11 protein-coding genes and 1 tRNA gene are annotated in these 12248 nt (G+C 68.9%); 8 read left to right on the forward strand and 4 right to left on the reverse strand.

Annotation, left to right across the window (positions count from 1 at the left end):
- Positions 1-38: 38 nt before the first annotated feature.
- Positions 39-1490, reverse strand: a complete 1452-nt coding sequence (locus ABZY89_RS19270; RefSeq protein WP_355229775.1) for an MFS transporter — start codon at positions 1488-1490, stop codon at positions 39-41.
- A gap of 257 nt (positions 1491-1747) precedes the next feature.
- Between ABZY89_RS19270 and ABZY89_RS19275 the strand changes: the two genes are divergently transcribed.
- The 3 genes from ABZY89_RS19275 (at position 1748) to ABZY89_RS19285 (ending at position 4757) form a co-directional block, all read left to right on the forward strand.
- Positions 1748-2857 (forward strand): ScyD/ScyE family protein, encoded by a 1110-nt coding sequence (locus ABZY89_RS19275; RefSeq protein WP_355229776.1) that lies wholly within the window; start codon positions 1748-1750, stop codon positions 2855-2857.
- 240 nt (positions 2858-3097) lie between these two features.
- Positions 3098-3931 (forward strand): type IV toxin-antitoxin system AbiEi family antitoxin, encoded by an 834-nt coding sequence (locus ABZY89_RS19280; RefSeq protein WP_355229778.1) that lies wholly within the window; start codon positions 3098-3100, stop codon positions 3929-3931.
- Positions 3915-4757: a hypothetical protein gene (locus tag ABZY89_RS19285; RefSeq protein ID WP_355229779.1), complete on the forward strand. Its 843-nt coding sequence runs from the start codon at positions 3915-3917 to the stop codon at positions 4755-4757. The genes ABZY89_RS19280 and ABZY89_RS19285 overlap by 17 nt, the downstream gene beginning before the upstream one ends.
- A gap of 86 nt (positions 4758-4843) precedes the next feature.
- Here ABZY89_RS19285 and ABZY89_RS19290 read toward each other — a convergent pair whose 3' ends face one another.
- Both ABZY89_RS19290 and ABZY89_RS19295 read right to left on the reverse strand, forming a co-directional pair.
- A complete protein-coding gene (locus tag ABZY89_RS19290; protein WP_355229781.1) occupies positions 4844-6301 on the reverse strand; it encodes an alkaline phosphatase PhoX in 1458 nt (485 codons plus the stop codon).
- A 427-nt stretch (positions 6302-6728) separates the two neighbouring features.
- Complete coding sequence (locus ABZY89_RS19295) at positions 6729-7679, reverse strand: 5'-nucleotidase (RefSeq protein WP_355229782.1); 951 nt, start codon at positions 7677-7679, stop codon at positions 6729-6731.
- Between the two features lie 107 nt (positions 7680-7786).
- Here ABZY89_RS19295 and ABZY89_RS19300 point away from each other — a divergent pair.
- A tRNA-Pro gene (locus ABZY89_RS19300) sits at positions 7787-7859 on the forward strand.
- Positions 7860-7867: 8 nt separating this feature from the next.
- Here ABZY89_RS19300 and ABZY89_RS19305 read toward each other — a convergent pair.
- Complete coding sequence (locus ABZY89_RS19305; RefSeq protein ID WP_355229784.1) at positions 7868-8341, reverse strand: hypothetical protein; 474 nt, start codon at positions 8339-8341, stop codon at positions 7868-7870.
- 91 nt (positions 8342-8432) lie between these two features.
- Here ABZY89_RS19305 and ABZY89_RS19310 point away from each other — a divergent pair, with 91 nt between their 5' ends.
- The 4 genes from ABZY89_RS19310 to ABZY89_RS19325 are packed head-to-tail and all read left to right on the forward strand — an operon-like array spanning position 8433 to position 12232.
- Positions 8433-9548: a histidine kinase gene (locus tag ABZY89_RS19310; RefSeq protein ID WP_355229785.1), complete on the forward strand. Its 1116-nt coding sequence runs from the start codon at positions 8433-8435 to the stop codon at positions 9546-9548.
- The gene (locus ABZY89_RS19315) at positions 9545-10318 is read left to right on the forward strand and encodes a LytTR family DNA-binding domain-containing protein (protein ID WP_355229787.1); all 774 of its coding nucleotides are present in this window, start codon (positions 9545-9547) and stop codon (positions 10316-10318) included. Before ABZY89_RS19310 ends, ABZY89_RS19315 begins: the two co-directional genes overlap by 4 nt.
- Before the next feature lie 10 nt (positions 10319-10328).
- Positions 10329-10697: a hypothetical protein gene (locus ABZY89_RS19320; protein WP_350665926.1), complete on the forward strand. Its 369-nt coding sequence runs from the start codon at positions 10329-10331 to the stop codon at positions 10695-10697.
- A complete protein-coding gene (locus ABZY89_RS19325) occupies positions 10694-12232 on the forward strand; it encodes a cation acetate symporter (RefSeq protein ID WP_355229788.1) in 1539 nt (512 codons plus the stop codon). Before ABZY89_RS19320 ends, ABZY89_RS19325 begins: the two co-directional genes overlap by 4 nt.
- Positions 12233-12248: the final 16 nt, after the last annotated feature.

Here is a 12248-nt window from a genome sequence, read left to right on the forward strand (position 1 = left end):
AAGTCCGACGAACAGCGTGTTACAGGCGGGCTGGGCGCTCAGATGCGTACGTCGGCCAGTTCTCCCACTCGCGCGCCCTGCGGCCGCAGGTAGACCACGAAGGTGACCAGGGCGCAGACGGCGTAGAAGATGGTGAAGGCGATGAACGCCGACTTGGTGGCGTCGAGGGGGTTGTCGACCCAGGGGCTGTTGAAGGCGATCGGGATGAGGAAGCCGCCGACCGCGCCGACGGCGCCGATGATGCCGACCGCGGCGGAGGACTTCTTGGTCGATCCGACGAGTGCGGCGTCACGCTCGGCGGTGCCCGGCGTGGTGGCCAGCTCGGCCTCACGACGGAAGATCGACGGGATCATCTTGTAGGTCGAACCGTTGCCGATGCCGGTCGAGGCGAAGACGAGCATGAAGAAGCCCAGGAAGACCGGGAACCAGGACTGGTTCTCGAACGCGATCGCGGGGGTCGCGTCCGGGTTCGGGGTGAGCTGCATCAGGGTCCACAGCACCCCGAGGGTGAAGACGACCAACCCGATGAACGCGCCGAGCGTGACCTTCGCGCCGCCCCAGCGGTCGGCCAGCCAGCCGCCCAGCGGACGGGTCGCGGAGCCGATCAGGGCGCCGAGGAAGGCGAAGTAGGCGAAGTAGATGCCGGTGCCGAGCGGCGCGGGCTCGGGCACCCAGAAGTTGAGCTTGATCAGCAACGGCATCGCGGCGGAGTAGCCGATGAAGGACCCGAAGGTGCCGATGTAGAGGAACGACATGATCCAGGTCTGCTTCGACTTCACAACCGAGAGCTGTTCCTTCGGGGAGGACTTGGCGTCAGTGATGTTGTCCATGAAGAAGAAGGCGGCGAAGATCGCGATGACGGCCAGCGCCGCGTAGACGAAGGCGGCGCGCTCGAGGTGGATGCCGCCGTCGGAGGCCTTGATCAGCCCGAAGATGCCGGCACCGCCGACGATGACCGGCAGCAGGAACTGGATGAGCGCGACGCCGAGGTTGCCGCCGGCGGCGTTGAGGCCGAGCGCGGCACCCTTCTTGTCGGAGGGGTAGAAGAAGTTGATGTTCGCCATCGAGGAGGCGAAGTTCCCGCCGCCGAGGCCGGCGGTGGCGGCGATGACGCAGAAGACCCAGTAGGGGGTGGACGGCTGGGTGACGGCGTACGCGAAGCCGAGGGTCGGCACGAGCAGCAGCGCGGCCGACATCATCGTCCAGTTGCGGCCGCCGAACTTCGGCACCGCGAGGGTGTAGGGCACCCGCAGCAGCGAGCCGACCAGGTTCGGGATGGCGATCAGGAAGAACAGCTGGCTCGGGGTGAAGTCGAAGCCCTGGGCGACCAGGAAGGCCGAGGAGACCGACCAGATCAGCCAGACCGAGAAGCCGAGGTGCTCGGCGAAGATCGACCAGATCAGGTTGCGGCGGGCGGTCTTCGCCCCGGTTTCCTCCCAGAAGGTGGCGTCCTCCGGACGCCAGTCGTCGATCCAGTAGCGGCGGCTCATGGTGGGCTCCTCAGATGCGGCAGTCGGCGAGATATCACTCACCATCGCCAGTCCACGTTTCAGCCGGCGCCAACCCTCGCGCGCAGGCCCGTCAACTTCCTCTCACGACCTCACAGGGCTCACAACCTCACCGCTGCCACCGAGGACGGCGTTACCCAAACCGGGCGATTCGATCGCCACCAGAGGAAATGAGACTGAAGAACGACCGGCGACGACGCGGTCGCTGGTCGGTACAGACAACACAAGGGGGACACGCAATGTCCAGACTTCCACGGTGTCTGACGGCGGCCGCCGCACTGATCCTCGGTGCGGCGCTCATCGCCACCACCCCAGCAGCGCAGGCACATTCCAAACCTCGTCTGCCCACCGGCGTACTCGCATCCGGCCTGCTCTCCCCGCTCAGTGCGGCGGTGGGCGATGACGGGACGGCGTACGTCTCCTCGAACTTCGCCGGTCAGATCCTGAAGGTCCGGCCGGGCAAGTCGCCGAAGGTCGTCTACACCGATCCGAACGGCTACGAGGTCGGCGGGCTGTCCGTCCACGACGGCGTGGTGACCTTCGTCGTCACCCGCTCCAACCGCGAGACCTTCGAGAACACGGGCAGCTGGCTGAAGAGGCTCTACCCGTCCGGCAAGGTCAAGACCGTCGCCGACCTGCACGCCTACGAGAAGAAGCGCAACCCCGACAGCCGTACGTCCTACGGGTTCCGCAAGAGCGACCCCGAGTGTGACGCGAAGTGGCCGGCCGAGATCGGCGCGCCCGCGTCGTACAAGGGCGGAGTCGACTCCCACCCGTACGCCACCGCGACCAAGAAGGGGAGCACCTACGTCGCCGACGCCGGCGGGAACAGCATCCTGTCGGTCTCCTCGTGGGGTCATGTGAAGACCGTCGCGACGCTGCCGGGGATCCCGTACAAGTTCACTGCGGAGGCCGTCGAGGGATTCGGGCTCGACCCATGCTTCGTGGGTCGGACCTACTACTTCGAGGGCGTGCCGACCGATGTCGAGACCGGCCCTGACGGGCGGCTCTACGTCTCCAGCCTGCCGGGCGGGCCGGAAGGCCCCGAGCTCGGATCTCGCGGAAGCGTCTTCAAGATCGACGCCCGCACAGGTCACCAGAAGCAGATCGCTCGTGGCTTCCTGGGTGCCACCGGCGTCGCGGTGAGTCCGCACGGCACGATCTACGTGGCCGAGATGTTCGGGAACAAGATCACCGCCGTACGCCACGGCCACCGTTGGACCAAGGCCTCACCGCCGACTCCTGGGGCCGTCGAGTGGACCAGGTGGGGCGTGGTCGCCACGACCGACGTCCTGTCAGGCACCGACGGCACTTCGCCGCCGGCCGGCCAGCTGGTCAACCTCGGGTAACCGTCGACAAACGACAACCGACCCGCGGCGATGGTGTTCAGTATTTCCTGTTGTTCAGTTACCCTGAACAACAGGAAATACTGAACGGACGTGACGATGACCATCGACCCTGACACTGCGGTGACATACCTGAGCGAGCTCGGTCTAGCCCTCGAACTGGAGTCGCCCACGGACCACAACGGTTATGTCTTCTGCAGGGCCACACTAAGCCGCGGCAGGACGACCACGCCGTACGCTTTCATGGGGACCCAGCGACTCCGGCTGGCCGACGCTCGAGGCGCGCTGGTCCTCGCCGGCGGGCTACCGCTGCTCGTCTGGGCTCACCACGTCCCACCTAAGACGGCAGACGCCCTCAGCCGCGCCGGCATTCAGTACGCAGATGCGGCAGGCAACGCCCATATCGAGTTCGGCGATGTCTTGGTGGATGTCCGCGGACGCCGACCGAGGGGTCCCGCACCGCAGTCGCCAACGACCACGGTCACCAACCTGTTCAGCACCAGCCGATCTCAGGTTGTCTTCGCCCTTCTCGCCTGGCCGGCGCTCTGGCGCGCCTCCCAGCGCGAGATCGCCCAAGCCTCTGGCGTATCGGTGGGGCTGGTGAACGACACGCTGCGGCTACTCCGTGCGTCGGGCTACGATCTACCCGCGCCCGGGACCCGGAACAGCGACCTTCTCGACCACTGGGCAGCAGCGTTCCCCGGCGGGCTCGCCCCTCGGCTTCGGCTAGCCGACTTCCATGGGGACATCGACGTCGAGAAGCTCCGCGGCACGTCGATCCACATCAGCGGCGAGAGTGCCGTACGCGACTCGATCCGTCCTGCGACGCTGACCCTCTACGTCGACGACCTCGCGCAGCCCGACGGACCAAGCCTGCCGATCTTGAACCGCTGGCGCACCGACGGCACCATGAACATCTTCGTACGACGGAAATTCTGGCGCGATCCCGACGGTGAAAAACACCCAGCGGAGTCGCCTCGACTCAGTCCGTGGCCACTTGTCTACGCCGATCTTCTGGCGGCCGGAGACCCGCGCCTACGCGCCATCGCCCATGATCTGCGTGACCATGCAGCTTGATCTCTCCCGCGTACCGGCTGGAACGCTCGACCCGGTGAGAGCCGTCGTCGACGCGGCCCTGAGCGCCGCTACGAACCTCCATCCTGACGACGTCATGCTCGTCGGCGCCCACGCCCGCGATCTCTGGCACACCTCGCTCGGGCATGAGACCAAGACAAGACCCACGCACGATATCGATATCGCGGTTGCCTTGGCCTCCTGGGACTCGTACCGGGATCTCACCAGCACTTTCGCACCGACCGGCAGCAACCAGATCAGATACCGCATCGCGGGTATCGACGTCGACCTCCTTGCATTCGGCGGGGTCGAGCACCCTGCCGGCGTCGTCACCCCACCACCTCGTAAGGAAGCCGTCAGCGTGTGGGCGTTCGATGAGATCTACGACGCCGCGGTGCCGCTCGACCTGGGGCTCGCCGACCCCATCCGTCTGCCTTCCCCCTCCGGATACGCGGCGGCCAAGCTCGCCGCCTGGCTTGATCGTTCCTCCTACGGCGAATTCAAAGACGCCCAAGACATCGGCATCGTGCTGTCGTGGTACTTCGACTCCTCAGAGGTGAGCGATTCCCTCTACCAAACCGAAGAGGGCAATGGTGTTTTGGCCGCCGAAGAGTACGACTCGGACCTTGCCGCCGCGCATTGGCTCGGTCGTGATGTCGCGATCCTCATCGGCACCGCGCGAACCGCCGAACTCCTCGCACGATGGCCCGGCGACAAGGCGAACCTGGGCGCATATCTGGGCCTCTCCTTCGCACCATCCTCTTCACCTGAACATCGACGGCGGCTGGATCACGTCGCGGCCCTCTCAAGGGGATTGAGCACACACTGAGTTGAGGGTGGCTCGGGCTGCCCGAACGACGCTGCGGGCGCCCGAGCCGCCCGCCACGTACGTCTCATCTCCTGATCCGCCGATCCTCAGCCGAGGTAGCGCTCCCACGGGCCGGTGATGGCCAGGGTGTAGCCGGGGTCCTGCATGTTGACGAAGAGGACCTTGCCGTCGGGCGAGAAGCACGGCCCGCAGAACTCGGAGTCGTTGAGGTCGTTGCGGGCGATGGCGTACGACGGGCCGCCCGGGAACGCGCCGAGCACGTGTGAGGCGCCGGAGCCGTCCTCGGCGAGCACCAGCGAACCCCAGGGGGTGACGGTGACGTTGTCGGGGCCGTCGAAGGTGAGGTCGCTGTACTTCGGAGCCGGGGCGTCGTCCTCGGACTGCGTCTGGTGCGGGAAGTACGTCACCAGCTGGATGGTCTCGGCCGCGTAGTCGTAGAACCAGACCATGCCGTCGTGCGGGGACGCGTCGGCGGGCATGTCGCCCTCCTCCCACGCGTAGGAGTTGACCACGTAGACGCCCTCGTCGGTGCCCCACACGCCCTCGAACTTGCGGCCGCGGGTGACCTCGCCGTCGGCGAACTGCTCGCGGCACGGCGTCTCCTGGGCGTCGCGCTCGGGGACGGTCTTCCACTTCACCGGGAAGGGCTGACCCATCTGCGCGGAGGTCAGGTAGGCCACGTCGGGCAGCACCGAGCCGTCGGGGAGGATGATCTGCATCGCGGCGAGCGTGCCGGCGTCGTCGGCCAGCTCGGTGAGCACGCCCGGGCCGAGCCTCACCCCGGCCGGGGCGGTCCAGCGGTAGAAGAGCCCGTTGGGCTCGTCGGCGTCCTCGGAGAGGTAGACCTTCGTGCGGGTCTTGTCGATCGCGAGGGCCTCGTGGTCGTAGCGGCCGAAGGCCTTGATCGGGCGCGGGTCGGCCGAACCGTCGGCCCAGACCTCGAAGACGTACCCGTGGTCCTTCTCGTAGACGCCCTTGGCGCCGTCCTCGCCCTCCCACTCCTCGCCGGCGTCGTTGACGGTCTCCTCGCAGGTCAGCCAGGTCCCCCACGGCGTCGGGCCGCCGGCGCAGTTGGTGGAGGTGCCGGAGATCGCGACGAACTCACCGAAGTTGGCGCCGCCCGCGTCGGTGGTGATCACGGTGCAGCCGCCCGACGGCGCGCCCGGGTCGTAGACGGTGCCCTCGACGAGCGGGACCGGGATGCCCTCACCGGGCTCGATCTCGTGGTTCTGGATCAGCGTGTAGCGCCCACGCCTCCCGCCGAGAACCATCATCCCGTCGTGGTTGGACGGCGTCTTCTCACCCGTCTTCAGGGTCGTCTCCCCGGCGGAGGTGACGATGGCGTACGCGAACCCCTCGGCCAGCGCGAGGATCCCCTTGGGGTCGTCCACGAGCGGCGGGAACGGCTCGCGGGCGCGCTTGCGTCCCGGGGTGCCGGGCCGCGCCGGCTTCGCCTCGGCAAGAGCGGGAACGGCACCGGCGACGGCCAGGCCGACCCCGGCCGCGGCTCCTCCGGTGAGCAGGGAGCGTCGAGTTGCGGACATGGGTTGGTACTCCTCGGAGCTTGGTAGGGGATCCCGAGACAGGTCTCAGCCCTCTACCCAAGCCACTCCGCAACACCTGCGCGCCCGCGCGAGATGAACCTCAGGCGACGTCGGCGTGAAACGTACGCCGGCGGCGCGTCAGGCCGCTCCGAACAGGCCGTTCAGGCCGGTCCTCCGGGCGGGGCCGGAGCGCCCGCTCTCCCACGCGTACCCGCACCTGCAGCACATCAGCCGCCGGCGGCCCCCCGCCGAACGCGAGAGAACCCGGATCTCCTCGTCTTCGGTGCACTTGGCACACATAGCCGAAGTCATCGAGTGAACTCCTCGCACTTCTCAAGTGAACAGAATCTGTACAACTCAGCCCAGGGTGACATATGCCCGGGTCCATCCACCAGATGACAACCTCCTGTGGATGAACTGTAAAGCGCTATTGACCAGCGGGAACGTCGTCGGCGTTGGCGACGCCGTAGGGGATGTGGACACCGGCGATCGACTCGACCGCCTCGTCCAGATGGGTCGTCTGGTCGTCGAAGAAGATCAGCGGACGGAGCACCTCGAGCACCCGCACCTTCTCCACGCCGCCGAGGAAGAAGGCCTCGTTGACGTAGACGTCCCAGGACTGCAGGGACCGGATCGCCCGCTCGTGGGCGGGGGCTCCGCGGGCGGTGACGAGCGCGATCCGCAGCCGTGGCTCGTAGCCCGGATCCTCCAGGCGGCGCTGCTCCTCGATCTGCTGGATCCGGTTGAGGTCGCGCAGCAGCGGCTGCAGCGGCCCGGGCTCGAGCGGCTCGGCCTTCCGGCTGGCCTCGTAGGCCCGATATCTCTCGATCCCCTCCTCCCGGAAGACCCGCTCGGAGCCGTCGTCGGCGAGCACACCATCGAAGTCGAAGGCGACGACCACGGAGCGATCGGTCTCGTCGTACGTCGCCGCCGACGGCAGCACGTGACCGGCCGGGAACCCCTCGCGGCTGGCCGCGATGACGTCCTCGCGGTTGCCACTGAGGAACAGCGACATCCCGAGCGCGCCGATGTAGGGGTGGGGCGAGCGGCCCTGGGTGAAGACCGCGCGGGTCATCGGCAGGCCGTGGTGCTCGATCGAGCGCATCACCCGCAGACCGGTGTTGGGGTCGTTGCGCGAGACCACGATCACCTCGACGAGCCCGTCGTCGGCGTCGGCCGCCAGGTCGTTGAGGCTCAGCAGTCGCTTGATGAACGGGAACGCGACACCCGGTCTGAGCGGGTCGTCGATGCGCTCGTCCTGGTAGCGGCGGTAGGCCTTCTCGCCGTGCTCGCGGAAGTACGCATCCGACTCGGTGAGGTCGAAGAGCGCGCTCGAGGCGATCCCGACGACCAACCGGTCCCTCAGCTCGTATCCCACGCGTCGCAACCTACCGCCGATAAATCGATAAATCGTGTGCGTTCGGGGTCATGGCCTGTCTAACGTGGTCGTCATGCAGCAGCGACCGCGCCCGTGAAGACACTGCACGGGTTGTGGGGAAGCGGCTATCCCTCCTGGGTTGGGTCCAGGCGATCGCGGGTTCGAGTCCCGCCAACCCGACGACGAAATCAGTCCGCGTTGGTGACGCGGAGGAACTCCTGGACGTCGAAGACGGCCCGGAAGACGCCGGCAGCCTTCGGGAGCAGCGGCGCGACCTCGGCGTACGGGACGACGCGCGGGTCGGTGACCCGGTGGTCGACGCCGTCGTAGACGATCGTGGCCGAGTTGGCGGCCAGCACGTTCTGGGCCCAGTCGACCTTCGAGGTGTAGGGCAGGTTGATGACGAAGCCGTCGGGGGTCGGGAACGGCGTGATCGGGGTGGCGTACTCCCGTCCGCTCGCGCGGCCGACGTGGAGGACGACGCCGTTGGTGGCGCCTTCCATCCCGGCGGTCTTCAGGGCCTCGGAGGCGAAGCGCTTCGAGAAGGCGCGGATGCGGTCCTGCAACCACGGCGACTTGTTGCGCATGCCGATCACGAAGGCGGCGCCCGCGCCCGCTACGCCGACAGCCAGCAGACCCGGGATCACTCGACTCAATCGCATGCCGCAAACCTACCTCGCGCCCCTGCGGTGGCCCGGGTGACAGATAGCGTGGGCGCCGTCACAATTGTGTGATCGGAAGAGAGGAGTGCGGATGCGGCGCTGGCTGCGCTCTCCCTTGCGCACCCACCTGGGCACAGAAGCCGATCGGGCGACCTTCCGCACCCTCCACAACGCATCGCTGGCGAGCCCGGCGTTGCGTGGCGGCCTGACCGTCGACAGCGCCGAGCGCGCCGCCCCTCACCTGCAGGCGCTCCTGGCCGCCCCCGCGCTCGCGATCACCGACACCGACGGCCTGCTCGCCTGGGAAGGCATCGGCACCCACCACCAGGAGCACGTGACCAAGCTGGCCGAGGGGACGCTGGAGCGCGGCGCGACCCGGTTCTACGACCGGGTCGACCTGGAGTGCGGCCAGGCGGGCTGCCCGCTGCACTCCGCCGTGGTCAGCCCGCTGGTCGTCGACGACCACCTGGTCGGCACGCTTCAGGCGTACGCCCCGGACACCTCCGCGATGATGGTCCGCGCCACCGACGAGGTCGCGACGTGGGTCTCCGGCCAGCTCGAGCTCGCCGAGCTCGACGCGTCGCGGCGGCGCCTGATGGAGGCCGAGGTGCGCGCGCTCCGCGCGCAGATCAGCCCGCACTTCATCTACAACTCGCTGGGGGCGATCGCCAGCTTCGTACGCACCGATCCGGAGCGTGCCCGCGAGCTGCTGCTGGAGTTCGCGGACTTCACCCGCTACTCCTTCCGGACCCATGGCGAGTACACGACGTTGTCCGAGGAGCTCCGCTCCGTGGAGCGCTACCTCCTGCTGGAGCAGGCTCGGTTCGGCGAGCGGCTCTCGGTGAGGCTCTCGGTGGCGCCCGAGGTGCTGCCGATCGCGGTGCCGTTCCTGTGCCTGCAGCCGCTGGTCGAGAACGCCGTACGCCACGGCCTGGCCGACGCGCAGACCGGCCACATCTCCATCCGGGCCGCCGACAGCGGCACCGAGTGCGTGATCGAGGTCGAGGACGACGGCGCCGGCGAGGACCCGGAGAAGGTACGCAACGCGCTGGCCGGCGGCGCCGACTCCGTCGGGCTCGGCAATGTCGACGCCCGGCTCCGCAACGCCTACGGCGACGACTACGGCCTGGTGGTGGAGACCGCCCCCGGCGCCGGCACGAAGGTCATCCTCAGAATCCCGAAGTTCGCCCCAGGAGTGCACACATGAGTGGCCGTACGACGCAGGCGTTCGCCGCGCGACAGGGAGCGCCCGGCGGCCGGCTGAGGATCCTGGTCGTCGACGACGAGCCGCCGGCGGCCGACGAGCTCTCCTATCTGCTCACCCAGGACGCGCGGGTCGCGGAGGTGCGCACCTGCCTGAACGCGACCGACGGGCTGCAGCAGCTGCAGGGGTCGGGGGTGGACGCGGTGTTCCTCGACATCCAGATGCCCGGCCTGAACGGGCTCGAGCTGGCCCGGCTGCTGGCCCGGTTCAAGACGCCGCCGGCGGTCGTGTTCGTGACTGCTCACGAGGAGCACGCGCTGGAGGCGTTCGACCTGCGCGCCGTCGACTACGTGCTCAAGCCGGTGCGCGCCGAGCGGCTGGCAGAGACCGTCACCCGGCTGATGGGCAGCATGCCGGAGGAGGAGCCGAGCGGTGACGTACAGATCCCGGTCGAGCTCGGCGGCGTCACCCGCTTCGTGTGGCGCTCCCAGATCACCCACGTGGAGGCGCAGGGCGACTACGCCCGGCTGCACACCGCCGACGCGTCCCACCTGGTGCGGGTCCCGCTGACCCAGCTGGAGCAGGAGTGGGCCTCCGCCCGGTTCGTACGCATCCACCGCTCCCTCCTCGTCAACCTCGCCCACGTGACCGAGGTGCGCTCGGAGGCCGGGCGCTGCTCGGTCGTAGTCGGCGGCTCCGCCCGCGGGACCGAGCTGCAGGTCAGCCGCCGGCACACGCGCCAGCTCAAGGACCTGCTGGCCCGACGGTCATGAGCCGATCCCGATGACAGAACCACAGCGCGTACGCGTCACCGGACCGCCCCGACGACGCCCGGCCGTCCGACGGGTCGACGTCGACGAGGACACCCGCCTCGGCGAGATCTACCTCGGCTCGCTGATGCGCGCCCAGTTCTCGATCGCCCTCCGCACCCTGGCGGTGCTCTTCCTCGGCGTCGGCTCGCTCCCGCTGCTGTTCTGGCTGGCTCCGGGTCTGGTCCGCACCGCGCCGTTCGGCGTACCGCTCCCCTGGCTGCTCCTTGGGGTGCTGGTCTACCCGTTCCTGTTCCTCCTCGGCCGCTGGTACCTGCGCGGCGCAGAACGCAACGAGGCCAGCTATGCCGACCTGCTCCGCTCGGACGACGAGACGCCATGACCCTCGACTCCGCCCCGGCGATCGTCGCGGTCACCCTGGTCACCCTGGCGACGCTGACCATCGGCACCTGGGGCCTGCGGTTCAGCCGCACCACCAGCGACTTCTACGTCGCGTCGCGGTCGGTGCGACCCGGACTCAACGCGAGCGCGATCGGCGGGGAGTATCTCTCGGCCGCCTCCTTCCTCGGGGTCGCCGGGCTGGTGTTCACCTCCGGCGCGGAGATGCTCTGGTATCCGATCGGCTGGACCGCCGGCTATCTCGTGCTGCTGACCCTGGTCGCGGCACCTTTGCGCAGGTCAGGGGCGTATACACTGCCCGACTTCGCCGAGGAGCGGCTCGCCTCCACAGGAGTGCGGCGGCTCTGCTCGCTGCTGGTCGTGAGCATCGGCTGGCTCTATCTGCTGCCCCAGCTGCAGGGCGCCGGGCTGACCTTGGAGCTGGTCGCGGGCGCACCTCGCTGGGTGGGACCGGTGCTGGTCGGGACGGTCGTGCTGGTCAGCGTCTTCTCGGGCGGGATGCGCTCGATCACGTTCGTCCAGGCCTTCCAGTACTGGCTCAAGCTGACCGCGCTGCTGGTGCCCGTCGGGGTGCTGGTCGCGGTCTGGGCCAACGACGGCGCACCCCGCGCCGACCTCAGCCAGGCCTGGTCGCTACCCATCGGCACCGACACCACGACCGGCCTCTACGCCACCTACTCGCTCATCGCGGCGACCTTCCTCGGCACGATGGGCCTCCCGCACGTGGGCGTCCGCTTCTACACCAACCCCGACGGCCGCGCCGCCCGCCGCACGACCCTGGTCGTGCTGGCTCTCCTCGGCGTCTTCTACCTGCTGCCGCCGATCCTCGGCCTCCTCGGACGCGTGTACGCAGCCACCCCCGCCTCCGCCGACACCCTGGTGCTGGAACTGCCCCGGCTGATGGTCCCCGGCTGGGCTGGCGACGCGCTCACCGGACTGGTCTGCGCCGGCGCCTTCGCGGCCTTCCTCTCGACGTCGTCGGGTCTGGCGATCGCCGTCTCCGGAGTGCTCTCCCAGGACGTCGTCGTGCCGCTGCTGCGCCGAAGGGGCAGCCGCTTCGGCGGCGTCGCCGCTTTCCGGATCGCCTCCCTGGTCGCCGTCATCGTCCCGGTCGCCGGCGCCCTGCTGACCCCCAGCGTCGGGGTCGCCCGCGGCGTCGCGCTGGCCTTCGCTCTCGCCGCCGCCACCTTCTGCCCGCTGCTCCTGCTCGGCATCTGGTGGCGCCGGCTGACCGCCTACGGCGCCGCCACCGGTCTCGTCACCGGCCTGGTCACCACCGGGTCGGCCGTGGTGTTCACGATCAGTGGGTCGCGTACGGGCACCTGGGCGGATGTCGCGCTCACCCAGCCCGCGCTGTGGGCGGTGCCGCTCTCCTTCGCCGTCATGATCGTGGTCAGCCTCGCCTCCGCCGCCCACGTCCCGGCCCACACCACCCGGCTCCTGGTCCGCCTGCACTCCCCTGAGCCGGTGACCGAGCCGGCTGTGTCGTCCATGAAGGCGGCCCTGCAGGAGCGCTGACCGGGCCGCGACAGCA

Origin of the sequence: Nocardioides sp. NPDC006303 (genome assembly GCF_040613175.1) — a bacterium.
Classification (GTDB): domain Bacteria; phylum Actinomycetota; class Actinomycetes; order Propionibacteriales; family Nocardioidaceae; genus Nocardioides.

What these genes read in the sequence shown, in the direction of transcription:
- ABZY89_RS19315 (WP_355229787.1), top strand. Translation starts at nt 9,545, where the DNA reads ATGAGTGGCCGTACGACGCAGGCGTTCGCCGCGCGACAGGGAGCGCCC.
- ABZY89_RS19290 (WP_355229781.1), bottom strand. Translation starts at nt 6,301, where the DNA reads ATGTCCGCAACTCGACGCTCCCTGCTCACCGGAGGAGCCGCGGCCGGG.
- ABZY89_RS19280 (WP_355229778.1), top strand. Translation starts at nt 3,098, where the DNA reads ATGGGGACCCAGCGACTCCGGCTGGCCGACGCTCGAGGCGCGCTGGTC.
- ABZY89_RS19325 (WP_355229788.1), top strand. Translation starts at nt 10,694, where the DNA reads ATGACCCTCGACTCCGCCCCGGCGATCGTCGCGGTCACCCTGGTCACC.
- ABZY89_RS19305 (WP_355229784.1), bottom strand. Translation starts at nt 8,341, where the DNA reads ATGCGATTGAGTCGAGTGATCCCGGGTCTGCTGGCTGTCGGCGTAGCG.
- ABZY89_RS19310 (WP_355229785.1), top strand. Translation starts at nt 8,433, where the DNA reads ATGCGGCGCTGGCTGCGCTCTCCCTTGCGCACCCACCTGGGCACAGAA.
- ABZY89_RS19320 (WP_350665926.1), top strand. Translation starts at nt 10,329, where the DNA reads ATGACAGAACCACAGCGCGTACGCGTCACCGGACCGCCCCGACGACGC.
- ABZY89_RS19275 (WP_355229776.1), top strand. Translation starts at nt 1,748, where the DNA reads ATGTCCAGACTTCCACGGTGTCTGACGGCGGCCGCCGCACTGATCCTC.
- ABZY89_RS19270 (WP_355229775.1), bottom strand. Translation starts at nt 1,490, where the DNA reads ATGAGCCGCCGCTACTGGATCGACGACTGGCGTCCGGAGGACGCCACC.